We start from the raw sequence: 24,460 nt of genomic DNA, 5'->3' as shown, positions 1-24,460 counted from the left end.
TAGGATAAGTGTATGTTATGGCAAATACGAGGTGAAAAAGAGTCACCATTCATTTTGTACGTAAAATGAATGGTGACTCTTTTAGTTATGTCTAATTATAGTTTAAAATGGGATACTGTCTTTTGTAAACTAGAAGCAATATCCGAAAGCTTTTTAGCAGAATCTGTCATTTCTGTCATCGATGCAAGTTGTTCTTCGGTTGCAGCAGATGTTTCTTGTGTATAAGAAATACTCTCCGAAGATATTTTATAAACACTTTCCATAATTTTTTTCATTTCTTTACTATTCGTTGATAAGTCTTCTATTTTCTTCGTTACTTCTTCAACATTATCCGATACATTAGAAATAGACTGCAAAATCTCTGTAAAAGCAATATTCGTTTTTTCCGTTCCTTCTAAGCCTTCATTTACAATTGTACTTGTTTTATTCATACCATCAACAGCAAGGCCTATTTCCTTCTGAATGCTATCTGTAACATTTTGAATTAAGTTTGCAGAATTACTGCTCTCTTCCGCCAATTTCCTAACCTCATCGGCAACTACAGAAAATCCTTTTCCATGTTCTCCTGCTCTTGCAGCTTCAATTGCCGCATTTAATGCCAAAAGATTTGTCTGCTCTGCCACTGTTGTTATTAATTCTGCAATTTGCCTAATTTCTGCAGATTTATGTTCCAGCAATTTTATAATTTCTGATGAATCCACAACAGAATGACTAATGTCCTTCATTTTATCTACAACATCATCAATAGAACGATTGCCATCTTGAGCTTTTCGCATTGCCTCTGACATTTTTGTTTTCATGGCAATACTGCGCTCTGTGATTTCCTCCATGCTTTTATTCATAAGATCATAATTTTGAACAGCAACTTGGAATTGGTTCATTTGGCTCTCCACCTGTACAACCGATTTCTCGGAAATACTTGAAACTTGTTCCGCAACTACAGCTGTTTGTTTTGCACTGTTTTCCATTTCCTCACTGCTTAAACTTACCGTATTGGCTGTCTCTCTTACTTCTTGAATGATATCCGCCAGTTCATCATTCATCTTAGCCAGTGAACTTACCATTTCTCCAAATTCATCTTTTCTTTTCCCTTTTACTTCTTGTTTTGTTAAGTCACCTGCACTTACTTTTTTTATGATAGAAGAAGATTCCTTCATCCCTCTTGCGATTGTTTTACTAATCCAAACAGCAATAAGAATCGCCGATAATATAGCGAATGCACTTAATCCAATCACAATATTAATATAAACCTTTGTTTCACTAGCTACTTTGTCTCTTATTTCACTCATTTTAGTTTCTTCGTATTTAATTAATTGATCTGTTTCATTACTAAACTCTGTCCGAATGTCATTAGACTGAGTAATCAAATCGAGATAATTTTCTTCATTTTCTAAAATCTTTTCCTGCACTGCCTTATCACCAAGAACTAAAAAATCTGCTTGAAGCTTTTGGATACTCTCAATAAGTTCTTTGCTTGTAGTATCATTATCCATATTACTTAGTGTATTAAAATCATTTACTAGTCGTTTAGAACTACCATCATAATTTGTTAGATAAGAAGTTTCTCCTGTAAGCAAATAACCATTTATTCCATCTGATTGAAGAAGCATGTTTATTTTCATGTTTTTCAAGATGATAACCTTATTTACCTGTTGATCAATGACACTTGAATAGTTTTTATCGACCTTAGCAATTTGTGTATTGGAGAGAGTAGTAATTAGTAAAATACATATAATAACTAAAAGAAATCCTAACCCCAACTTTTTCGTAATCGTAAATCTCATTTCAATCTCCCTTCTCCCATCCATTTAACACTTATAGAAGTTACATCCATTTTATAGATTCTTCTATTATACAAGTAAATAAGACTTTATGACTAGTGAATTTTCTGTAAAAAATCTTTTCTCTCCTTAAATATTACCAATATGTTGGATACTATATAGGAAATAATTTTATGCTTTCAAAACAAAAACTAGCTAGATTTCTTTCTAAACCAGCTAGTTTGATTAAATATATTATTAATTTGTCGGACTTAAATTCTTTGCTAATTTCTTGTAATTGATATACATGGCAATTCGCCATGGAACAATCATACAGAAAGCTAGCATCCAGAACATGCCACCTAATGGGCCAACATCGATTGAACTGCTTAATATAAATTTAGCAACAATTCTAATTGCTAACAGTCCAAATAATATATAGATAAAAACTTTTGAATTAATTAAATAGATATCATTTTCTTTGATTTCAAATTTTGTTGTTTTAATTAACAAAAATGAAAATATGATACCAGCAATAGCCGCTTCTAGTATTTCCTGTCCGGTAATTCGAAAATAAGGAAAGACAAACATTAAAGCACCAGTACTCATAAAAAATGGTGGGAGAATAATTTTTTTAAGTGAGACGGGCTTCGTAGCCGCTTTCATTCTCATAACCGTAAAAAAGACACCCATAAACACTGCAATAACTGTTGAAATTATGACAGAAGTCATAGAAAAACCCCTTTACTTACCTTTTATCAATTCCATTACAATACATTTAATCTTACCATCAAGATTACTAACCTGTCTATTTTTTATCTATCTTTATCAACTAGTTAAACATAGGGATTAGAGATAAAAAAAACGGATACGACTCGAATCATATCCTTTTTGCATTTCGTTAGTTATCTTAACACCCGATTTATTGCATCTAAAACTCTTGTATCATCAAAAGGCTTCACAATAAAATCCTTAGCACCAGCTTCAATTGCTTCGACTACCATTTTTTGTTGCCCCATTGCAGAACACATGATAATTTTCGCCTGCGGGAATTCCTTCTTTATTTCTTTGACAGCGTCTAATCCGCTCATCTCTGGCATTGTAATATCCATTGTGACCAAATCCGGATCCAATTCACGATACAATCTTACTGCTTCCTTGCCATTTTCACCCTCACCAACTACTTCATGATTTGATCTAGTTAATATATTTGAGAGTGTCATTCTCATAAATTTTGCATCATCCACAATCAATATTCGAGCCATCGTACTTCCTCCTCAACACCAAAAAACAATCTCTAATAGTAATATATATTTCATAATACTTATCCAATATAGCGAATCTTTTTGATAATTTCAATCTATTTTGTCACATAAGTTGACAAATCATGGTATGTAGGTAACTTAAATCACTCTATTTCAAAAAATCCTCCTTACCCTCTTAATTCCTATTATACAGCAAGCTGAATGGATTAAAAACCTTGAAAATCACCAAAAATTGGCGAAATGACTCGTGTGAACCATTTCATCCCATCTATATATAACAGGAATCCCATGGCAATCATACAGTAGCCCCCAAATTTCATAAAATGAACACTATACTTCTTTAACTTGTTCAGATGAGAGATAAAGAAAGATAGAAGGATAAATGGCAATGCGAACCCCAGAATGTAACCTCCTAAATAGAGCAAGCTCGTTTCTGGGTGAAGACTTGCTAAAGAGAGGACTGTTGCTAGAATTGGTCCATTGCATGGTGTCCATCCTGCTGCAAAGCTTAAGCCAATTAGCAAAGAGCCTAAATAACCAGTAGGTCTAGATTTAAATGAAAATCGGTATTCTTTCATGAGCCATTTAGGTTTTAAAACACCACTAATGATAAGACCAAAAAAGACAATCGTGATTGAACCTATCTTTCTAATTTCCTCATGATAAGATTTAAAATAGGTTCCAATATAAGTAGAACCAAATCCAAGTGCAATAAAAATAATAGAAAATCCTAACAGGAATAATATCGTATGTATAAAACTATTATTTTTAAATAATCTATCCTCTTCTAGCTGCCCTATAGACATTCCAGTAATATAAGATAAATAGGCTGGATATAATGGCAAACAGCATGGAGAAATAAAGCTTAAAAAACCGGCACCCAAAGCAATAAATAAGTTTATATCAACCACTTTTTATCTCTCCTTTTCCCCATTTCCTATATCTATATGCTTGTTCCATCTGTTTATGTATTTCTACGATATTTTTGCATTTACTTCCAAAAATAGATATAATTAAGTAAATTAATTTTCACACTAAAATATCACGTTACCTAAATATTCCTTTCATCCTTATTAGGAACAGGTAATCAATTAGAAGTAGAAATAATAGACGGAAAGGAAAATTACCATGCTAAAAAAGCAATTACTTACTCAAATCGAATTAAAGCGCACAGAGCTTATTGAAATTGCTATGAAACATGGTTTTTCATCTTCTTCAGCCATTATATGCAGTCAAGAATTGGATGTATTACTAAATAAATATAATGAAATAAGTCTAAAAAAAGACTATCCTAACTTTCAAACATCAAAAGAACAATGGAATATTTAAAAGAATAAGTAGGAAAAAGAGGCTGGGAAATAAGTATTCCAGTCATAGATAAACCCGAACAACTATCAAATAATCCTAAATGATTGTTCGGGATTTATTAGTTTTATAAAAGGCTGTTTCAGTACAGTTAGTGTTAATATCCGCAGCCTGAATACACTTCGCTTTCCATGGGGCGAGCGCCGAGCCGCTTCGGCCTATGGCCTGCAGGGTCTCGGACTTTCTCGCAGCTCCCATAGGAGTCTACGTGTATTCAGGCTGCTCCATATTTCCTACTAATTCATTTTTTCTAAAAAAACAATATTTTTTAGGGAATTGCCTTTAAAAACAGAGTGGAATGGAGCGGAAGACACTCGACTCCTGCGGGAAGTAGAGCAAAACCTAAGACCCCACAGGCTTTAGCCGAGGAGGCTTAGGTTGCTCCCCGCGGAAAGCGAGTTTCTGTAGCGCAATGGAACGAATTAGTTTTTACACTTGACTATATTTAAAAACATAAATAACCATTGTATAAAAGGAACCTTTATTTAAGTGATAAATTAGAGATTGTTCGTCTTTACAGATTGGCTATCTAGTTTTGTCCCAGCCTCTTTTTCTGAAATGAGACTTACTATATTGATTGTTTTTTTAAGTGAGTTCTACTTTATGCTCCACTGTTTCTTCAATAGAATCTGCTGCACCATTTTGCAGAAGATACATTTTATAATATAATCCTCTTTGTTGAAGCAACTGTTGATGATTCCCTCTTTCCACAATATTCCCTTTATGAAGAACAAGAATTAAGTCTGCATCTTGAATAGTAGAAAGACGATGGGCAATCGCTATCGTTGTTCTGCCTTTGCGCATTTTCGATAGAGCGAATTGAATAGCTTCTTCTGTTTCTGTATCAATATTTGCTGTCGCTTCATCCAAAATTAAGACTTTCGGATTCGTTAATATTGTTCTGGCAAATGCGATGAGCTGACGCTGACCACTTGAAAAAGCAGAACCTCTTTCCACCACTTTATGGTTATATTGATCTTCTAGTTTTTCAATGAATTGATTTGCTTGCACAAATTTAGCTGCTTCGATTACCTCTTCATCAGTTGTTTCCATATTATATAGACGGATATTATCTTTTACTGTCCCGTAGAATAGAAATGGATCTTGAAGAACCAAGCCCATTCTTTCCCGTAATTCAGACTTGTTAAAAGACTTTAATGATTTTCCATCAATAAGAATGTCACCTTTTCCAAAATCATAAAACCTCATAAGTAAATTTACAATCGAACTTTTACCACTTCCTGTATGCCCTACTAAAGCAACCGTTTCCCCTTCTCTAGCAGTAAAGGAAATGTTTTTCAGAACATCTTGTTTACCATCATATGAAAAAGTAACATTTTTAAATTCAATAACACCATTTTTGATTTTATTTTCCCTATTAAGAGCAAGGCTTGGTTCTACGTCCTCTTCATCTAAAACAGTAAATACGCGAAACGCAGATACGATAGCTTGCTGATAAAGGGATAAACGCATCATCATATTATTGACAGGTTCAAAAAAACGGTCCAAATAACTTACAAATGCATATAACACACCAATTTCAATAGGATTCGCAAACGAAGATATACCAAAATAACTTAAAACGAAAATAAGCCCAAGAACGTAAACAAGATCGATAGCTGGTCTAAGCAATAGCCCTTCAAGCTTTATATTACGCATTCCCGCATTATAGTGCTTTGTATTGATATCATCAAATTCAGTTTTTAATCGCTTTTCTTGTCTAAAGACTTGGATTATGTTCATCCCTTGTAAAGATTCACTAAGCTTTGCATTCAATTGGCTTAATCGTTCTCTTATATCTTGATAGAAGTTCGCACTGTATTTTCGATACGTATAGATGATAAATCCAAGAATTGGAAGTAAAATTAAACAGATAGCACCTAGCTTAACATTTAAAACAAACATAGCGATAATAATTCCAAAAATCATGAATCCACTTTGGATAAATGTTGCCAGGACACTGACAAACATATCTTTAATCGCTTCTGTATCATTTGTTACTCTGGAGACGATACTTCCTGCCGGTATTTTGTCAAAATAGCGGAGTCCAAGTGTATGAATCTTGGTAAACACATCGACTCGAAGCTGTTGAATAATATATAAAGCAATTTCTTGAAACTTAAATAATTGAAAATACATGATTACAACATTCATTATCTGAATTAGAATATAGGTTATTCCTAATACCATTAATGGCTGCACTTCTAAATTTCTTGGTGTTAAATAATCATCAATAAAGATTTTAATTAAATATGGTCCTGCCAATTCTCCTAATGTCGATAATAATAACAGACCAAAAGCGATCATTACCGCTTTTTTATGTGGTTTAATATAACCCAATAAGCGAAATAATACTTTTCTTTGCTGTTCACTCGTCAGTTTAATTGTCTTATCCATTTGTATCCCCCATGCTGACCATTACTTCTAAAGCTTGGCGGTGGTACATTTCTTTATACCATCCAGTTTCCTTTACCAGCTTTTGATGGTCCCCACTTTGAATAATTTGCCCTTCATCTAATACAATGATAAGGTCTGCATGTTCAATAGCACTTAATCGATGCGATGTGATAATAGTTGTTTTCCCTTCTCTATTTGCTCTTAAAGCTTCCAGAATGCTTTCTTCTGTTTTTGCATCAACTGCTGATAAGGAGTCATCTAATATTAGTATTTCTGGATTCATAAGGAGTGCACGTGCAATTGAAATACGCTGCTTCTGACCGCCAGATAGCGAAACTCCTCTTTCACCTACTACCGTATCATATCCATCAGTAAACCCGAGGATATCCTCATGAATATTTGCCAAGACTGCCGCTTGATGGATTTCTTCCTCTGAAACATTTGGATTAGTGAAAGCAATATTTTCTCTAACACTAGCGGAAAAAAGAAAATGTTCCTGTGGCACATACCCAATCGAAACTCTTAATGCATCCAAGTCTATTTCTTTTATTTCCGTTCCATTAATCATAATCTTTCCATTATAATGATCGTATTCTCTAAATAACAATTTTAAGAGCGTTGTTTTCCCTGCTCCTGTTTTCCCAACGATCCCAAGTGTTTGCCCTCGTTTCAAACAAAAGTGAATACTTTTTAGAACATCTACTTTATTGTTATAGGAGAAAGATTTCAAATCATAGACAATATCCCCTGCTGGAGGCGTTTTGATAGCACTTGCCTGATTGATAATATCAACCTTTGTTTCTAGCAAAGCCGTGACACGATCATACGAAGCTCTCCCTCTCTCCATAATATTAAAGAGCCATCCAAATGCCAGCATCGGCCAGATAAGCAGACCAAGATAAGTGGTAAAAGAAACGAGTTGCCCCAAACTAAGCTCTCCATTAATAACGTAACGTGAACCAAAAACGATTGCTAAAAAGAAAGAAATACTGACAATAATGGAGATTGTAGGATCATAAAGTGCATCCACACGAGCTACTTTAATATTTTTATCCACTACATCAAGAGAAGATTTACGAAAGTCTTCTACATCTTCTTTTTCTTGACCGAAAGTTTTTAATACCTTTATGCCAGAAATACTTTCCTGTGTCTTATCATTCAAGGAAGAAAAAGCAGCCTGCGCTTGATGAAAATATTTATGTATTAAAGAACCATAATAACTAGTTAAGATAGCCATTAACGGCATTGGTAATAAACAAATAAGCGTAAGCTTCCAGCTAATTGTAGTTGCCATTGCAATAATAACAAATCCGCCAGTTGCTAATGAATCTACTAAAGTAAGAACTCCCTGTCCTGCCGTTTGTTGAATCGCCTGAATATCATTTGTTGCATGGGCCATTAAGTCTCCTGTTCGATTTCGTTGATAAAAGGACTGAGACATCTTCGTAAAGTGACTATATAGTTGATTTCTCATTAATTTCCCTAGCTTTACAGCAGAGCCGAATATCATTACCCGCCAATAATAGCGAAGCACATACATTGCTAATGCGGAAGCAACTAAAACTCCTAACCACTGTAATAAATTGGACCAATTCAGTGTTCTTCCCTGAATATGATCAACAACAATACCAACAATTCTTGGGGGAATTAGCTGCAGTACAGCAACTAAAATCAATAGGGAAATTCCTCCTAGATATGCTTTCTTCTCCTGCATAAAATACCATTTTAAATTTAAAAAAACCTTCAACCATATACACCTCTTATCTGTTAGCAACTAAATATGTAAAAATACCCTTCATTAGTTTAGCAAAAGATTTAGGAACTGGAAAGAAATTTTATTATATTTTCAAAATATTTAATGGAGTGAAAATATTGTTTCTTTTTGTTTTTGATTTTCATTAAAATTTTTTCTCTATTAAGTAAGCTTAACTGCTGACTCCACTATCATGTTCTTTAACCCCCTTCTTATTGATAAGTTCTCCCTGTACCCGAATATACGTTCTGTTCAAATCTAGTTTATTATTGTCTTAGTTACCTGTCAACAAAAAACAGAACTTTTGTTCGAATAATTTATTATCATGTTTTTGCTAGTTAAGCTCTTAATTTTCAGAAAAAATGATATAATAGTAACTGTTATCGCTTAAGATTCTACAGACCAATTTTTTTAGGGGAGGCGTTCATTATGATAAGCAAAAGATTTAATTTGATCGTAAAATTCCATGGGGATATGCCTAGCTAATAAACTTTAGAAATCCCCATATTTCGAGAGGGGAAAAATGAATGAATAATACGGAAGTGAAACTAATAAGTTTGAATGAAAACAATTGGTATACATGTTGTGAATTAAAAGTATCAGATGAACAAGCAAAATTTATCGAACCTAACGCCATTTCCATTGCTCAATCCAAATTTGAACCAACATTAAAACCTTATGCCATCTACTTTGGAGAGAAAATCGTTGGTTTCTTAATGTTTAACGCTGAAGAGGAAGAACTTGGTGGACATTGGATATACAGAATAATGGTTGACAAGGATTTTCAAGGAAAAGGAATTGGAAAAGCAGCCACTGTATTAATGATGGAGGAAATGACTAAAATAGCCAATGTTAAAAAAATCGTGGTTGGGTATCACCCTGAAAATAAATCAGCACATCACCTATATTCCAGTTTAGGTTTTATCGATCATGGAGACAGATTCGGTAAGGAAATGGCAGTTATAAAATATATAAATGATTAAATAAAGAAGGTAAAAAAGTTCAGAGTTTAAGAGGATGGGACATAACTAAATAGATACTCTGTAAAGACGAACAATTTCTAATATAGCTAGTAAATAGCGGCTGCTTTCGCATACTTTTTACAAGAGGAAATATAATTAGTTGGAAAAACAGAGCAGCCGGAATACACGAAGACTCCTATGGGATTAGCGAGACAGTCTGAGACCCTGCAGGCCACAGGCCGAAGCGGCTCAGCGCGAGCCCCATGGAAAGCGAAGTGTATTCCGGCTGCGGGGAATCGCACCAAACTTCATGGAAACATCCTTTGAAAAACAAATAAAAGCCCGAACAATTATACGGAACATTCATTAGCATCTTCGTATAATTGTTCGGAATTATCCTTGGCTGGAATACTTATGTCCCAGCCTCTTTTTTGTTTTTCCTTTATTAAGACGTCTTTTCATCGTCAAAAAAATATATATAGAGCAATTTGTCATTTATTGCGGTTTCCGGGGAAATGATGCTTATATTTCCAACCATGTATTATATAGAATAATTAAGACACTAGTGTTGCGTAAATAGTGTCATAATTTTCAGTTTAATTGTTTACTCTACTTAGAGCCAAAAAAGTAATTACCTTTCTAAAGGCGGCTCCTGTCCATTTGGAAATTTATTTACAATTAGACCTGTGCAACGACAACAATTTGTTGATTAAGGGATGGCTTTTCCTTCAATTTTGCGAAGCCAGACATGTGCTGGTTTCCACAATGCTGCCCTTAAATAACGGCTAATTTGCAAGGTTTTCCGCTTACTTTTTGTTTCGAGTTGTACCAGAACATGAAGACAAAAAACAATAAGTGCGATAAACACTTGATTTTGAATCGCCCATTCACTTTGACCGTAGAATTTCTTGATATTGAGATGTTGTTTAATCCATTTAAAAAACAGCTCAATTGCCCATCGTGATTTATACATTTCCGATATTTCTTCGGCGCTTAAGTCAAAACGATTTGTGATTAAATGAAGTTCATTACCTTTTGAATCTATTATTTTTAGAAGTCGAAAATAGTTTTCAGCTCGGTTTTGAGTTGTACCAATCAACACCATTTGATCCGACAAAACAGATGAATCCTTGGGTAGTTTAAAATCATAAACCTCCCGTACGACTGCGTTTTTTCGTAGCCTAGAAAGAAAAAAGTAGCCTTCATCGGTCATGCGATCAAAACGCTCGTAGTCTAGATAACCTCGGTCAAACACATACATGCATTCTTTATCGTCAACCATAATCTCAAGTTGACCACGATCGTGTTCGCTTGCCGTTGTCATCACGGCTTTTTCGGGATAGGATTCTCCCTTTTCCATAAATACAAGGCGTAAGTGTAACTTTACGCCTGCCTTAGTTTTGCGGAACTTCGCCCATTTATGATTGGTCAAATTTAGTGGCAAAGTACTTGAATCAATAATTTTTAACGGCATGACAAGTTTTGTGTAGTGTGTTTTGGCGTGAATTTGTCCGACTAAATCAAGGAAAAGTCTTTGAAACAAATCTGGATTTAGACCATTTAAACGGCGCGAGAGCTGAGAAATGCTTATAGAATCAAGGTCGATTTCCTTTTGAAGATGATCATCAAAAAGGCAATCACTTAACGCATGAAGACTTTCAACTTCTTCTAATTGTGCAAAAAGTAATAGTTTTAGGAATGATTCTGTCGTTAACTTTTTCGTATAGCAATCTAATTTCAATGTTTTCACCTGTTCTTCAAATAATTGAAGATTAATTGGCGAAAACCATTGTCCAAATGAAGTTTTTCGTGTAATCTTGTCCATGAGATTGGTCCTTTTTTAGTGGATTTGGACGGGTTACCACCTGACTTATCCATTATAAAGGACTTTTTCTATGCATAAAATAATAAAAGTGAACATTTCGAGTATTTTTAATAGTGAAATTAAATTAATGCAACACTAGTGTAATTAAGAATAAAAAAAATTCTACATCAATCACTTTTCTTCATTCATACGATACAACAATCGATCTACGTCTTCTTTAGATAAAAGGAGTTTTTTGCTGTTTTTTCTCTCCTCCACTTGATTAAGATATTCTTCATAACTAATAGGAACTTTCTTTTCTTCCGCATCTTCTAAACTATTTATTGACTGAACCAAAGATGAATGTTTATTCTCAACATTCTCATAACGAAGAATTAAACGACTAAAATCGCTAAATTCCATATAATCACCTTGTGCGATGAGAATGAAGTACTTAAAACATATACTTATTAATTTCAAATCATCCCCACTGTAAATTGGGTTTTTACTGTATTCTATTTTTCTTAATGAGAAAATATATTCCAAATCTTCTTCTATCAATCCTTCTTTTAACATTTCATTTCCATATTGCATCACTGGGACTAATTTTAGATCAGTGTATGACTCCACTTCGTCATCTAGATTACTTCGTCCTACTTGCCTCGATTTATAAAGGATGTATGCCATTTTAGTGTATAGGCTTTCTAGTCTAATCTGGTATGTTAACATACTAAATCTCCTTTTCTTTTATTTCCTTTCATCCTTCACTTCTGTTAGTATATAAAATTCTGTAAAAACAAATAAAAACCATATTTTCCTGCTGTGTATTCACAGAAAAATATGGTTTAAGAAGTTTTGATGAGATTACCATTTATTTATAAATAATGACTGAATACTCTCCTATCAAATCAGAAAAATAGGCTTTGCTACTAGCTTGTCCTATTATTTTCCTTGTTGTTTGTTCATCGCTGTCATCATTTGATTGATTTTCTTTTGAGAAGGTTTCATTCCCATTTGCATCATCATCATTTTTAACATTTGCTCGTTAATTGGTGGGTTTTTCTTTAAGTAGTTCATCATGTATTTACGCGCAATAAAAAATCCGATAACAATACCGGCGATCAATGCTACGACAATACTCAACCAAGCGTACCAAGGCATATCTTTTTTCCTCCTTCATGTTGTCTATACTTTAGTGTACTAGACCAGATAATATTATACAATATCTGTTACAGAATTTCTCCATTTTACACAAAATTTCTTTCTTTTATCGGTTTTAACCAGCCAAATCGATCATTTTCTATATCTATTGCTAAAAAGGAAGGCTCGTGCTTTCGAATAATTTCAAAGAAAATGGATTCCGCGTCATAATAACCATCTGCTTCTATATATAAATAATCGTCCTTCATCATTAATGATGCGCTGCTTAAATTTCCATTTTCTATATAAAACACACCATCTTTATATTGGAAGCTCTTATTTCTCTGCAAAGCGGTATATAATTGATTCTCGATCATCCATTTGGAAATAGGCAGTGTAATAAAATCAACCTGTTTTTGAAGAATTTCCTTTAATGGTCCATCGTCTGTTTTAGTATGGTCCGAAAATAAATTGTAAAACAAGCGTTCTCTACCGTTATAATGAATGGCGATTTTTTCTTTAATTAAATACAATTGATATCTTCTCATACTGCTCTTCACCAACCTGTCCACTTCTTTTCCTTCTATTATAAAGAAGGTTTGTTTCAAGATGTGTCTCAAGGTGTAAAAAAAACAGACTTATTTTGTCGAATCAAAGAAAGTAGAATGAACGAAGAAGTGATTTTCCGTCATTCTTGAAAATCACATCCCAGTCATTCTTACTAGTTTAACTTTCTAGCAATGCTTTTAAGCGTTTTACAACGTTGGACACGGTAAATCCATATTCCTCTAATATTTTATTTCCAGGTGCAGATGCTCCAAATGTATCAATTGAAAGAACATCTCCTTCATCCCCTACATATTTATGCCAACCAAGAGAGCTCCCCATTTCTATTGCTAATCTTTTCTTTACTGATTTAGGAAGAACTGTCTCTTTATACTCGTTTGATTGCTGTTCAAACCGATCCCATGCAGGTAAGCTTACAACAGAGATATTAATTCCGTCTTTTTCTAATTCTTGCTGCGCTTCTACTGCTAGACCAACTTCGGATCCTGCTGCGATTAACAATGCATCTGGTGTTCCTGCTTCTGTAGGAGAAATAACATATCCACCTTTAGATACACCATCATATGCATTATCCTTTGTTCCTTTAATGGTTGGCAAGTTTTGTCTAGTTAAAACTAATGCTGTTGGCTTATCCGTAGATTCTAACGCAATTTTCCATGCCGCTGCTGTCTCATTTCCGTCGGCTGGACGAATGACAGAAAGATTTGGCATTGCTCTTAAGGAAGCTAATTGCTCTACAGGCTCATGGGTTGGACCATCTTCACCTACTGCAATACTATCATGGGTGAATACATATGTTACCGGCAGTCCCATCAATGCAGCAAGACGAATAGCCGGTCTTAAATAATCTGAAAAAACGAAGAAGGTACCGCCAAAAATTTTCAATCCACCATGGAGGACAATTCCATTAAGTGCTGCTCCCATCGCAAATTCTCTAACTCCAAACCAAATATTTCTTCCTTCAGGTGTTTCTGGAGTAAAATCGTCTCCTCCTTTTATCATTGTATTATTACTTCCCGCTAAATCGGCAGAACCACCAATTAAAAATGGTAGATTGTTTGAAATACTATTGATAACTTCACCTGATGAGGCACGGCTTGCTAAGCTGCTACCTTCTTCATAAACTGGTAAGTCATTATCCCAGCCTTGCGGTAATGTATCAGATAAAGCAGACTTTAACTGTTCAGCTAGTTCTGGAAATTCTTTTTCGTAATTTGAAAAAAGATCATTCCATTCTTTTTCCTTTTTATCCCCATGGATTGCAACCTTTTCTTTAAAATGATTATACACTTCATCTGGTACATAGAAATCTTCCTCAAAAGTCCATTTATACGCTTCTTTTGTTAACTTCAACTCATCAGCACCAAGGGGAGCTCCATGAACAAGTGATTTCCCAGCTTTATTTGGTGCACCAAATCCTATAATTGTTTTTACTTCAATTAATGTTGGTTTAGATTGATCCTTTTTTGCTTCTTCTAAAGCCTTAGCTATTTGATCTGTGTCATTTCCGTCTTCTACTCGGATATATTGCCAACCATAAGCCTTAAAACGTTGCTCCACACTTTCGGAGAAGGATTTATCTAGATCACCATCTAAAGAAATATCATTAGAATCATACATCACTACTAATTTTCCTAATTGTAAATGTCCTGCAAGGGAAGCAGCCTCAGCTGATACTCCTTCCATTAAATCACCGTCACCACAAATGCTGTATGTAAAATGATCAACGATTGGATAGTTATTTTTATTATAAACACCTGCTAAATGCTTTTCTGCAAGAGCCATTCCGACAGCCATCGCAATCCCTTGGCCAAGAGGACCTGTGGTTGCATCAACTCCTACAGTATGTCCATATTCAGGGTGACCTGGTGTCTTGCTTCCCCATTGTCGAAATTGCTTTAGATCATCAAGTGATAAGTCATAGCCGGATAAATGCAATAAGCTATATAGTAATGCAGAGCCATGTCCTGCAGATAAAACAAAGCGATCACGATTAAACCAATCTGGATTTTTGGGATTATGATTCATATAAGATGTCCACAATGTATACGCCATTGGTGCAGCCCCCATTGGCATTCCGGGGTGACCTGATTTTGCTTTTTCAATTGTATCAATGGATAGTGTTCTAATTGAAGCAATCGATAAATGATCTAATTTTGTATTCAACTTTCAACATCCTCTCTTTTCCATATTTATGTTTCCTATATGATTCTTTTCTATTTATGTAATTTAGAAAGAAGCACCACTATATAATTTCGACATTTATTTGGTATTTTACCCATTAATTCCTTAAGAAAACATAAAAAAACCTTAACATTTTTTCATGCTAAGGTTTTTTTCTACTAAAAGAGTTGATCCTATCTTGCTTGGTATATTCTTGTAGACTTCTTTATTTGTAAAAAAAATCTTTGATAGAATTAATGCATCTTCTTTTTGTTTTGAATATCTTTAACTTTTTGCGGGGTAACATCGTTTCCTTCTGGATCAATAATCTTTACATTTTCGATTGTATTTACCATCGTAGAACGGAAATTTTTTAAATATTCAGCGCGTAATTTCGTTTGTTCTTTTGCTTCTTCTGGTGTTAAACCAATTTCCTTTTTCTTTTTTGCAAGTTCATTTATACGATTAAGTTTATTTTTAGGGAACATTTTATTCTCCTTCTATTAAAGTTTACTTTAAATATAGATTATTCCTGCCTATACGCCTTTAACTTTTGGTACTATTATGGAATGGCTATAAGGTAGGCTACACAAAACATAAAAAAGCCCAGTTTACAATGCAACTGGCTTGTTGAAAATTAATTATAGCATAAATAAGTACACTTTCCTATTTTTACGATTAGCTTAAGTTTCGTTTAATTGTTCCATATATTCTTGGTATCTTCGATGAATAGTAGCTTTTGAAAAAGAATAGCCTAGTCCCTTTAAAGTAGACGTTATTTCTGCAAAGGTTAACCCATTTTGCTTTAATTTTACTACTTCTTCAATTGGAACTTCCAGCTTCTGTCTTCCAGAATGATCTCCTAAGTTTTTTAAATTTTTATCAGGACGATAACCATTCTCTACTGCTCGTTTCATTCCTCTTTTTATCTTTAAATTATGTATCTTCCGCTGATATTCTTCTACTATGCTGACAATTTTCAATACCATTTCATCTGCCTCTGAAAGAGTAAGCTCTCCAGATGACGATATGCTATAAACCTTTATATTTTCCTTTAAAATGCAATGTAATATGGCAATTCTAGCATTTCCTCTTCCCAATCTCGTTTCATCTTGTATTAAGATCGACGATATGTCTTCCTCTTTTATCAGCGTTAATAGCTCGAGCAGTCCTTCTCTATCTAAATCGTAGCCACTTGCTCTTTCCGAGATTATTTGTTTTACTTGAAAGTCCATTTTACTTGCCAATTCTAATAATTCCTCTTCCTGTCTTGCTAAGGATGTAGTCTGTTCTTCTTTATCTGTACTTACACGACAATAAATTATTGCATTTTTTTCAATCTTCATTACTATCTCGTTTCCTTTTCTCTTATTCAGAAGCTAACATTAGTTGATGATCCTCTTCACGCACTGGGATAAGCAATTCTTTTCCAACTGTAATATTACTAGCAGAAATATTATTATTTTCTTCTACCCATTTGATAAATTGCTTTTTCGTCATATTATAGGAACCTGCATATTCATTTGATAGTTCCCATACCGTTTCTCCATTCTTCACCCTAACCGACATATAATCGCTTGAATCTGATTCTCCAGTATTAACTACAATCATTATACACGCTGCTAACCCACAAATTAAAAGAATAATAGTATATGAATATTTTTCCCACAGTTTTGCCATCTATAATTCCACCTTTTTAGAATGTATGTTCGTTTATAAATCTAGTTTAATACGAACAAACGTTTCCTGTCAATAACAAAATAGAACTTATGTTTGTATCCTTTTATTTATCGTGTTATAATTAGTACAAGAATAATATAACGAGGTGCGTATAATGCAGAAGCTTTCAAAGAGGCAATTAGACATACTAGAATACATAAAAGAAGAAGTAAAGCTAAAAGGATATCCACCTTCTGTTCGTGAAATTGCAGAAGCAGTTGGTCTTGCATCAAGTTCAACAGTTCACGGTCATTTAGCAAGATTAGAAAGTAAAGGACTAATCCGTCGAGATCCAACTAAACCAAGAGCTATTGAAATACTGGATTTAGAAGAAAGCAATATACCAAAATATAATATTATTAATGTTCCTGTAGTCGGAAAAGTTACAGCCGGTATGCCTATCACTGCTATTGAAAATGTAGAAGAATATTTTCCATTACCCGAAAGGCTTGCACCGAGCGATGAACAAATTTTCATGCTTGAGATAATGGGAGAAAGTATGATTGAAGCTGGTATATTAGATGGTGACTATGTAATCGTCAGACAACAGCATTCAGCTAATAACGGGGATATTGTTGTCGCAATGACCGAGGAAGATGAAGCAACAGTTAAACGATTCTTTAAAGAACGCGACTTTATTCGCCTTCAACCAGAGAATAGCACAATGGAGCCGATCATTCTTCATAATGTGAGCATTCTTGGTAAAGTAATTGGTGTATACCGTCAAATTCAATAAGTACTTTTCTAATTGAAAAGAGGATGGGACATAACTAAATAGATACTCTGTAAAGACGAACAATTTCTAATATAGCTAGTAAATAGCGGCTGCTTTCGCATACTTTTTACAAGAGGAAATATAATTAGTTGGAAAAACAGAGCAGCCGGAATACACGAAGACTCCTATGGGATTAGCGAGACAGTCTGAGACCCTGCAGGCCACAGGCCGAAGCGGCTCAGCGCGAGCCCCATGGAAAGCGAAGTGTATTCCGGCTGCGGGGAATCGCACCAAACTTCATGGAAACATCCTTTGAAAAACAAATAAAAGCCCGAACAATTATACGGAACATTCATTAGCATCTTCGTATAATTGTTCGGAATTATCCTTGGCTGGAATACTTATGTCCCAGCCTCTTAGACTGTAGACAAACTCCTTGAAATTTGAGGTTTTGCCTATGGTCTTTTTTTGTGGCCCCTTCTAATAGGGATGTTAATTTCCGCTACAGGGGTTCGCTTTCCATGGGGCGAGCGCCGAGCCGCTTCGTCGCTACGCTCCTGCAGGGTCTCGGACTTTCTCGCATCTCCCATAGGAGTCTCACCCCTTCCGCTCCAATCAACATGGTTTCATCAAGTTAGTCTAGAATTTTAACCGCTCGGGTTTTAAAATATAGGTAGATAATTTTTTTGAGATGAAATCATGCTTACCAATTATATTCAAAACTGGTAATCGAAGTAATCACATTAATAACTATAGAAGTAATAGTCATGCTTAAAAAGATTACAATGTATTTTTGCACTAACTCCAACTCCCACGAATATATTTATAGTGTTATTGTTTTACTCCCAACCTTTACATACATTCACCCATTCGACTACATTACCGTATATGTATAGCTCTTCATTGGTCAATTCTATGGCTGAATTACTACTTCCGCAAGCTGGAAAAACGGTGGTGAATCGCTTCAAGGATTCATCCATATAGACAGGTAAATCTTCCGTCAAACCAAAAGGACAAACGCCGCCAACTGCGTGACCCGTTTTCTCCAATACTTCTTCTGGAGATAGCATCCTTGGTTTTTCTGTAAAGGTTTGCTTGAATTTTTTATTGTCAATTTTGGCATCACCCGCTGCTACGATTAAGATTGCATCATCTTCCTTTCGAAAAGATAACGTTTTAGCGATTCTTTTCGGCTCTACTCCTAATGTGTTTGCAGCTTCTAAAACGGTGGCACTAGAGGTTTCAAAAATTTGAATATCTTTCTCTCTATTCCATTTACTTAAATATGTTTGTACATTTTCTAAAGACAACGTAAGACACTCCCTAAGTTTTCATAATATTTTAAAATATACCACTAATTAACCAAGACCTCAAATGCTTATTTCTTAAAATTCTCCAAAATTTCTACACAAAAAAGATGTCCTCCAAAATACAGACACCTTTTTAATAAGTAATAGAAAAAATCTTCAAGATTAGAATGTGTTATAAACATTTTCGCATTCTTCTGCAGTTGGTTCATAAAAACAATGCAGCTTATATCTCCCTACATGTGGCTGATTATACCAAGTAGGAGGACAATCGCCTGGAGGACGAAAATACCATAAGCTATATTTTGCTGGCCAAAAGGATTCACCATTCACTACCCTTCTCGCCAACCGTCTTTCACTTTCTCTTGGTCTTTGATAAAAATAACCTTTCGTTGTTGCTTCAAACGCATGGGGTTGATAAACCATATCGGAAACAGTACGTAGTCCCCTGAAATCAGAACAATCTGCTCTTATCCGATTAATTCCAACGTTCCCAACTAATAACATCCCTAATTCCCCTTCTCCCTCTGCTTCAGCACGGATAAGTCTTGCTAATAAATCAATATCCGCATCTGTTGTTCGTACTACTGCCAATGTATCACCTCCTACACTTTCATCCTATTTCTCCATACCTTATCCTATTCCTTAAAGGAAAAATACACTGAAAGTATTTTAAGTAATCATACATAGACTATTTTTTTAAAAGTTAATAAGTTTTTTAAATTCCTTAAAACCTATAATATAGCTTGCAGCAATGAGTCCATTAATAAAAATAATATAGAACAAACCAACAATATAGACTTTATATTTTTTCCACTTTTTTTTCATTACATATCCCACCTTTAATAACTTTTATTCTCTCCCATCATTGGTAAATTTATGTATACTAAAAATATCTAATAAAAAATCCAATCTTCATTCATACTAATACCATAAAATTCTTTTTTATTGTTGAAAAATAAAAGTGGTGACCTATATGTATAGCTTAATATTGCATCTTCCTACTAACATGGAAATTAATAAAGCAAAGGAGAAATTATACCATCTGACCATCGATCATTGGTTTCAGCATGATTTATTTTCGCCAAATTGGTGGATTCTTTTCTTAGCAACGATAATCCCCTATTTTATTTGGTGGAGGTTAGTAGATAAAAATCGTTTTTTTGAAATATTCTCTTATGGCATGGTATGTGCCACTATATCTATGCTCCTAGACATTATTGGCACAGAATTAATGCTATGGAGCTATCCGGATAAACTTATCCCCATCATCACTCCGTTAATTCCTGCTAATTTAGTCATTATTCCTATAACAGCAATGCTTGTCTATCAATACTTTAGCAATTGGCACAAATTTTTAGTAGCTACTTTAGGTTGGTCTATATTATTTTCATATATTATCGAACCATTATTTATGCTAAGAAAAATGTTTATATTAGGAGAACATTGGTCCCATACGAAATCTTTTGTTGGTTTTATTATCTTAGGTATTATGTTAAAGGCTCTTTTTGAAAAAATTAAGAAGCATCTTCCTAGCTAAGCATGTTCTCTTTCTCACATATAATTTTTATTTTTCGACAGACTATTAAAGAATAGACCATGAAAGGAGCAAAAAACATGAAAGATCAAAAGAAGAATGAAATAAACAAACAAAACAATTTAGGCTTAGATACGGATGAACAAGAAATGAACGGCTTATATGGTATGGCAGAAACAAAGGAAGAGAATGCCATAAACAAAACAAATAATCAGCAAAAGTATTAAAACGAAAAATTACTCCTGCATACTTCTTGCAGGAGTAATGATAAGAGCTCATTCTTTTTTATGCACAATTGCTTTCAACACCGCTGCTTCTATTTCCTCATAACTCGTACAACGACATATATTGGATTCCAGCCACTCTTTTATCTTTTCTCTACTAGGATTGTGCTCATTAAGGAGGAGGGCATGCCCATTCATAATGAACCCAGGTGTACAGTAACCGCACTGAAAGGCAAATTCTTCAATAAAAGCTTGTTGGAATGGGCTATCTTTTAGTCCTTCTATTGTAATGATTTCCTTTCCTTGCGCTTCTACGGCAAGCATTAAACATGATTTCATCGCCACTTGATCAATGATAATCGTGCAAGCGCCACAGTCACCATTAAAGCACCCTGGCTTCGTGCCTGTCAAAAATAGATTTTCACGCAATGTGGCCAGCAATGTTTTTGATGGAGGAATGGTTACAAAGTGATTTTCACCATTTACACGCAGTTTTACTATTACTAAATTTGGTCCACTTTCTGGCAATTATATTCCCTCCAATCGATCCAAAACTTTTTCTAAAAGGTCAGACAGCACAAACAAGCGATATTCATCCGATCCTTCTACATCATTTAAGATTGGAGAAGGTAGATGGTTTATTACTTCTGCAATGCGCTCTTCTCTTCGCAATGTTTTATTATTAATAAGATTTTCGAGTTCAAGTGATCGAAATGGAAAGGGGCATAAACCACTGATTGCTACTCTCATTTGTCCGTCGAACTTTAATCCAGCAATCGTAATTAGTGGGTAGCCAGTTTCCCACTGCTGTCTCACCTTTATTGCTATATATTCTTTAGATAAGTATTTTTTATCGATAAATGCTTGCACCAATAATTCTCCGTTTTCAAGCAATAATTGTTCTTCAAACACATCGTGAATATATTCTGTTCGAATTCCATTTTCACTAACGAGAACTAACACACTATCTGTAAGTAGGAAGGGTATTACCGCTTCTCGATAAAAGATATTGCCACAAATATTCCCGCCAATTGTTATCTTATTTCTTGCTGTTCGATCAGCAATTTCTTTACAGACATCTGTTAATAACGGAAAATAATTAAGCTCTTCTATATCCGTCAATGTAATACAGGAACCGATCACGAAATACTCTTTATCAACCTGATGAATATTACATGCGGCTATTTGTTTTACATCAATAGAGACATCTACATTTAATTGATCAATTCTCCTTAATGTAATAATCTCCGTCCCGCCAGCATAATACGCCGGATATCTGTTTTGTCCTTCAACTTCAGCATATTTTTTTGTTGCTTGTTCTATTGTGGAAGCAAATATATAATCAAATGCCATTATGTGCCTCCTTCACGTGTCTCCAAATTGCTTCTGGCGTAAGTGGTAGACTTTTTAACTCGGTGTTTATCGCCAAGGAAAGTGCATTTCCTAATGCGGCTGGAATACCTACTAATCCATGCTCTCCCGCTCCCCTTGCCCCAAATGGAGCTTCTATATGTGGTGTTTTAATAATGTCAACTTCATATTCTGGATGTTCTCCAAACCTTAATGGTCGATATGTGCGTAATTGTGGATTTAGTACTCTTCCGTTTTCATCAAAATAAAAGGCTTCCCTGCATGCCCAAGCAATCCCCATACTCATTGCCCCTTTGATTTGACCAAGCGCTGCTTTATGATTAAGCACTTCTCCTAAATCCACCACCGTTATTGCTTTTAAAATCTTGTATCTCCATGTTTTCATATCCATTTCTATTTCTACTCCTTGGGCGGCTACTGCCCATTCTGGACCTGGGTTACCAGCACCTGTTTCTGGGTCTAAATTCGTTAAGCCAGTAAGTGAATAACTACCACTGGCTATGATTTGACCGCCAATAGAATTTCCATTGGGATACGTATACCCATAGACAATGTCTTCAAATGGAATCGAATTCTTTGGATTATCTCTTAAAAAGATCATCTCATTTGCTACTTCTAAATCATCTTCAGGCACTCTTAACACGATTGCACCCATTTTCTTCAGTTTTCGAATTGCATCATCTGCTGCAGCCATGACGGCTCTCCCTGCCATTAATGTCCCTCTACTTGCAACTGTCTTCCAATGCTCTGGCTCTGTTTGTGTATCAACGGCCATTCTCACATGAATTCGATCCACATTCATTTTCATTTTTTCTGCTAAGATTTGCGCTAGTACTGTTTTCGTTCCGGTACCAATTTCGACTATTCCAGACATTAGATTTATGCTGCCATCTGAATTAAAGGTGAGAACGACTCCAGAGCTAACCGCAGGACCAATAGTTGAATTCTTCCAACTACAGGAGATCCCTTTTACTCGTACTTTATTCGAGGCGATAGCATGGATTTGCCCCTTATCCCATTCCATTATTTCCCTTAAACGATTAATACATTTTTCAACATTTCCTACTTTACTGCTCGTTAACACCACTTGTGTAGGTGTTGTATCACCTGGATGAATGGCATTAATTTTTCTAAAATGAAGCGGATCTATTTTTGCTTTTTTTGCAAGCATATCAATGGCTCTTTCAAAAGCAAAATGGACCTCTCCGTGGCTGAATCCTCTAAAGGGTGCTGCATATGGATGATTAGTATATACACATAAAGCATCACACCAAACATTGTCAATTTTATATGGTCCAGTACAATCAACTGCTCCAGCTGTACTTAAATGTGGAGACTTATCCGCATAAGCTCCACCATCAAATACATACTTTAATTTTGCAGCAGTCAGTTTACCTTCTTGGGTACAAGAGAGCTGAACAGTTGCCTCTAAACCAATATGAACTGGGGAAACGGTTAAATCTTCTTCTCTCGTATTAAAAACTCGTACCTTCCGTCCACCGACTGCTCTAGATGCGATAAATGCAAAAATTTCTAAATGGACCGATGCCTTTCCACCATAACCACCACCTACAAATGGTGTTTCGACGACTACTTTGCCTGTTTCCACTTTAAAATCTCTACTGATGATTTTTTTTACCATATAAGGTGCCTGCGAGCTTGTTACAATACGAACAATTCCACTTTCCCTAATCTCACAAAGAGCAGCTCTTGTCTCGATAGCGGCATGATCAGAAATCGGAATCGAAAAATGTGACTCAATCGATACTTTCCCTTCCTCCATTCCAAGGTTAATATCCCCTTTTCTAATCTTTGTGTGATTAATCATATTTGTACCTTCCACAGGATAAATGCCTTCATCCTTTGTGTAATCGAGCAAATTATCATGGAGAAGCGGCGCATCGCTTTCAAGTGCTTGTAAGGCAGAATTCACCACTGGAAGCGGTTCATATTCGATGTTAATGAGCTGAGCAGCTCTTCTCGCAACAGGGATTGTTTCAGCAACAACTAATGCAATTACTTCTCCGTAATAACGTACTTTTTTAACAGCAAGAGGTGGGCGATCAATTACCTCTTCTCCGATTAAAGGTAAATTATCTCCAAGAATAATTGCTCTTACGCCTTCCAACTTTTCCGCCTCTTCTATATCAATCGAAGAAATATATGCATGGGCGTACGAACTTTTGACCATTTCTACATGCAAGGCATCTGTCGCCAAGTAATCACCTGTATACCTTGCGGTGCCCGAAACTTTTTCCAAGGATTCCTTTCGAAAAACACTTTTGCCGATATATGTCACACTTTCCCTCCTCTTTTTCATTGGATAGAAGTTTTCTCTAAGTAATAAAAGTTACTGGAAAAAGAATGGTTACGTACTTTCTATTCGAAAAACTTGCGTAAGTTTTCCTGCA

At 35.0% G+C, this 24,460-nt stretch carries 25 protein-coding genes; 5 read left to right on the top strand and 20 right to left on the bottom strand.

The features are described 5' to 3' along the window. Nucleotides 1–95 precede the first annotated feature (95 nt). The 4 genes from NKG37_RS18475 to NKG37_RS18460 all read right to left on the bottom strand — a co-directional run bounded on the left by NKG37_RS18475 (nucleotide 96) and on the right by NKG37_RS18460 (nucleotide 3,936). Nucleotides 96–1,784: a methyl-accepting chemotaxis protein gene (locus NKG37_RS18475; protein WP_254415079.1), complete on the bottom strand. Its 1,689-nt coding sequence runs from the start codon at nucleotides 1,782–1,784 to the stop codon at nucleotides 96–98. Between the two features lie 234 nt (nucleotides 1,785–2,018). Next, nucleotides 2,019–2,492, bottom strand: a complete 474-nt coding sequence (locus NKG37_RS18470) for a CcdC family protein (RefSeq protein ID WP_254415078.1) — start codon at nucleotides 2,490–2,492, stop codon at nucleotides 2,019–2,021. Between the two features lie 173 nt (nucleotides 2,493–2,665). Next, nucleotides 2,666–3,025, bottom strand: a complete 360-nt coding sequence (locus NKG37_RS18465) for a response regulator (RefSeq protein WP_016204862.1) — start codon at nucleotides 3,023–3,025, stop codon at nucleotides 2,666–2,668. A gap of 206 nt (nucleotides 3,026–3,231) precedes the next feature. Next, the gene (locus NKG37_RS18460; RefSeq protein WP_016204863.1) at nucleotides 3,232–3,936 is read right to left on the bottom strand and encodes a cytochrome c biogenesis CcdA family protein; all 705 of its coding nucleotides are present in this window, start codon (nucleotides 3,934–3,936) and stop codon (nucleotides 3,232–3,234) included. A gap of 217 nt (nucleotides 3,937–4,153) precedes the next feature. On the opposite strand from NKG37_RS18460, the gene NKG37_RS18455 reads away from it, so the two are divergent. Next, a complete protein-coding gene (locus NKG37_RS18455; RefSeq protein WP_016204864.1) occupies nucleotides 4,154–4,354 on the top strand; it encodes an aspartyl-phosphate phosphatase Spo0E family protein in 201 nt (66 codons plus the stop codon). Between the two features lie 621 nt (nucleotides 4,355–4,975). Here NKG37_RS18455 and NKG37_RS18450 read toward each other — a convergent pair. Both NKG37_RS18450 and NKG37_RS18445 read right to left on the bottom strand, forming a co-directional pair. Further along, nucleotides 4,976–6,787 carry an ABC transporter ATP-binding protein gene (locus tag NKG37_RS18450; RefSeq protein WP_016204865.1) on the bottom strand — a complete coding sequence of 604 codons (1,812 nt, stop codon included), beginning with the start codon at nucleotides 6,785–6,787 and terminating at the stop codon, nucleotides 4,976–4,978. Next, nucleotides 6,780–8,534 carry an ABC transporter transmembrane domain-containing protein gene (locus NKG37_RS18445; RefSeq protein WP_016204866.1) on the bottom strand — a complete coding sequence of 585 codons (1,755 nt, stop codon included), beginning with the start codon at nucleotides 8,532–8,534 and terminating at the stop codon, nucleotides 6,780–6,782. The genes NKG37_RS18450 and NKG37_RS18445 overlap by 8 nt, the downstream gene beginning before the upstream one ends. 533 nt (nucleotides 8,535–9,067) lie before the next feature. On the opposite strand from NKG37_RS18445, the gene NKG37_RS18440 reads away from it, so the two are divergent. Continuing rightward, on the top strand, nucleotides 9,068–9,523 hold the full coding sequence (locus tag NKG37_RS18440; RefSeq protein WP_101731228.1) for a GNAT family N-acetyltransferase: 456 nt from the start codon (nucleotides 9,068–9,070) through the stop codon (nucleotides 9,521–9,523). Nucleotides 9,524–10,211: 688 nt separating this feature from the next. Here the strand turns inward: NKG37_RS18440 and NKG37_RS18435 are convergent. The 8 genes from NKG37_RS18435 to NKG37_RS18400 all read right to left on the bottom strand — a co-directional run bounded on the left by NKG37_RS18435 (nucleotide 10,212) and on the right by NKG37_RS18400 (nucleotide 16,856). After that, nucleotides 10,212–11,327 (bottom strand): IS4 family transposase, encoded by a 1,116-nt coding sequence (locus tag NKG37_RS18435; RefSeq protein ID WP_169188410.1) that lies wholly within the window; start codon nucleotides 11,325–11,327, stop codon nucleotides 10,212–10,214. Nucleotides 11,328–11,498: 171 nt separating this feature from the next. Then, complete coding sequence (locus NKG37_RS18430) at nucleotides 11,499–12,035, bottom strand: hypothetical protein (RefSeq protein ID WP_016205026.1); 537 nt, start codon at nucleotides 12,033–12,035, stop codon at nucleotides 11,499–11,501. Nucleotides 12,036–12,248: 213 nt separating this feature from the next. Continuing rightward, the gene (locus tag NKG37_RS18425) at nucleotides 12,249–12,467 is read right to left on the bottom strand and encodes a YneF family protein (protein ID WP_016205025.1); all 219 of its coding nucleotides are present in this window, start codon (nucleotides 12,465–12,467) and stop codon (nucleotides 12,249–12,251) included. Between the two features lie 86 nt (nucleotides 12,468–12,553). Continuing rightward, nucleotides 12,554–13,018, bottom strand: a complete 465-nt coding sequence (sirA, locus tag NKG37_RS18420) for a sporulation inhibitor of replication protein SirA (protein ID WP_254415077.1) — start codon at nucleotides 13,016–13,018, stop codon at nucleotides 12,554–12,556. 154 nt (nucleotides 13,019–13,172) lie between these two features. Next, nucleotides 13,173–15,179, bottom strand: coding sequence for a transketolase (tkt, locus tag NKG37_RS18415; RefSeq protein ID WP_016205023.1), 2,007 nt, complete (start codon nucleotides 15,177–15,179; stop codon nucleotides 13,173–13,175). 251 nt (nucleotides 15,180–15,430) lie between these two features. Beyond that, nucleotides 15,431–15,664, bottom strand: a complete 234-nt coding sequence (locus NKG37_RS18410; protein WP_016205022.1) for a DUF896 domain-containing protein — start codon at nucleotides 15,662–15,664, stop codon at nucleotides 15,431–15,433. Nucleotides 15,665–15,859: 195 nt separating this feature from the next. Further along, a complete protein-coding gene (locus NKG37_RS18405; RefSeq protein WP_254415076.1) occupies nucleotides 15,860–16,522 on the bottom strand; it encodes a YneB family resolvase-like protein in 663 nt (220 codons plus the stop codon). A gap of 22 nt (nucleotides 16,523–16,544) precedes the next feature. Further along, nucleotides 16,545–16,856, bottom strand: a complete 312-nt coding sequence (locus tag NKG37_RS18400) for a cell division suppressor protein YneA (protein ID WP_254415075.1) — start codon at nucleotides 16,854–16,856, stop codon at nucleotides 16,545–16,547. A gap of 154 nt (nucleotides 16,857–17,010) precedes the next feature. On the opposite strand from NKG37_RS18400, the gene lexA reads away from it, so the two are divergent. Beyond that, a complete protein-coding gene (lexA, locus tag NKG37_RS18395) occupies nucleotides 17,011–17,631 on the top strand; it encodes a transcriptional repressor LexA (RefSeq protein WP_016205019.1) in 621 nt (206 codons plus the stop codon). An 818-nt stretch (nucleotides 17,632–18,449) separates the two neighbouring features. On the opposite strand, the gene NKG37_RS18390 is transcribed toward lexA, so the two are convergent. From NKG37_RS18390 to NKG37_RS26160, 3 genes are all read right to left on the bottom strand, one after another. Continuing rightward, entirely contained in the window at nucleotides 18,450–18,920 is a 471-nt protein-coding gene (locus tag NKG37_RS18390) for a YbaK/EbsC family protein (protein ID WP_016205018.1), read from the bottom strand. 162 nt (nucleotides 18,921–19,082) lie between these two features. Beyond that, nucleotides 19,083–19,511 (bottom strand): cell wall hydrolase, encoded by a 429-nt coding sequence (locus NKG37_RS18385; RefSeq protein ID WP_254415074.1) that lies wholly within the window; start codon nucleotides 19,509–19,511, stop codon nucleotides 19,083–19,085. 105 nt (nucleotides 19,512–19,616) lie between these two features. Then, complete coding sequence (locus NKG37_RS26160; protein ID WP_263479837.1) at nucleotides 19,617–19,745, bottom strand: hypothetical protein; 129 nt, start codon at nucleotides 19,743–19,745, stop codon at nucleotides 19,617–19,619. 148 nt (nucleotides 19,746–19,893) lie between these two features. On the opposite strand from NKG37_RS26160, the gene NKG37_RS18380 reads away from it, so the two are divergent. After that, entirely contained in the window at nucleotides 19,894–20,457 is a 564-nt protein-coding gene (locus tag NKG37_RS18380; RefSeq protein ID WP_254415073.1) for a CBO0543 family protein, read from the top strand. 77 nt (nucleotides 20,458–20,534) lie between these two features. Then, nucleotides 20,535–20,681: a DUF4021 domain-containing protein gene (locus NKG37_RS18375; RefSeq protein WP_156827883.1), complete on the top strand. Its 147-nt coding sequence runs from the start codon at nucleotides 20,535–20,537 to the stop codon at nucleotides 20,679–20,681. A gap of 48 nt (nucleotides 20,682–20,729) precedes the next feature. Here the strand turns inward: NKG37_RS18375 and NKG37_RS18370 are convergent, their stop codons facing one another. The 3 genes from NKG37_RS18370 to NKG37_RS18360 are packed head-to-tail and all read right to left on the bottom strand — an operon-like array spanning nucleotide 20,730 to nucleotide 24,348. Further along, nucleotides 20,730–21,206 (bottom strand): (2Fe-2S)-binding protein, encoded by a 477-nt coding sequence (locus NKG37_RS18370; protein ID WP_254415072.1) that lies wholly within the window; start codon nucleotides 21,204–21,206, stop codon nucleotides 20,730–20,732. After that, entirely contained in the window at nucleotides 21,207–22,031 is an 825-nt protein-coding gene (locus tag NKG37_RS18365) for an FAD binding domain-containing protein (RefSeq protein WP_254415071.1), read from the bottom strand. It lies immediately after the preceding gene. After that, nucleotides 22,021–24,348, bottom strand: coding sequence for a xanthine dehydrogenase family protein molybdopterin-binding subunit (locus NKG37_RS18360; protein ID WP_254415070.1), 2,328 nt, complete (start codon nucleotides 24,346–24,348; stop codon nucleotides 22,021–22,023). Before NKG37_RS18360 ends, NKG37_RS18365 begins: the two co-directional genes overlap by 11 nt. Nucleotides 24,349–24,460: the final 112 nt, after the last annotated feature.

Source organism: Niallia sp. RD1, assembly GCF_024219955.1.
Taxonomy (GTDB): Bacteria; Bacillota; Bacilli; order Bacillales; family Cytobacillaceae; genus Niallia; species Niallia alba.
This window is presented reverse-complemented; position numbering and strand designations above follow the sequence as displayed.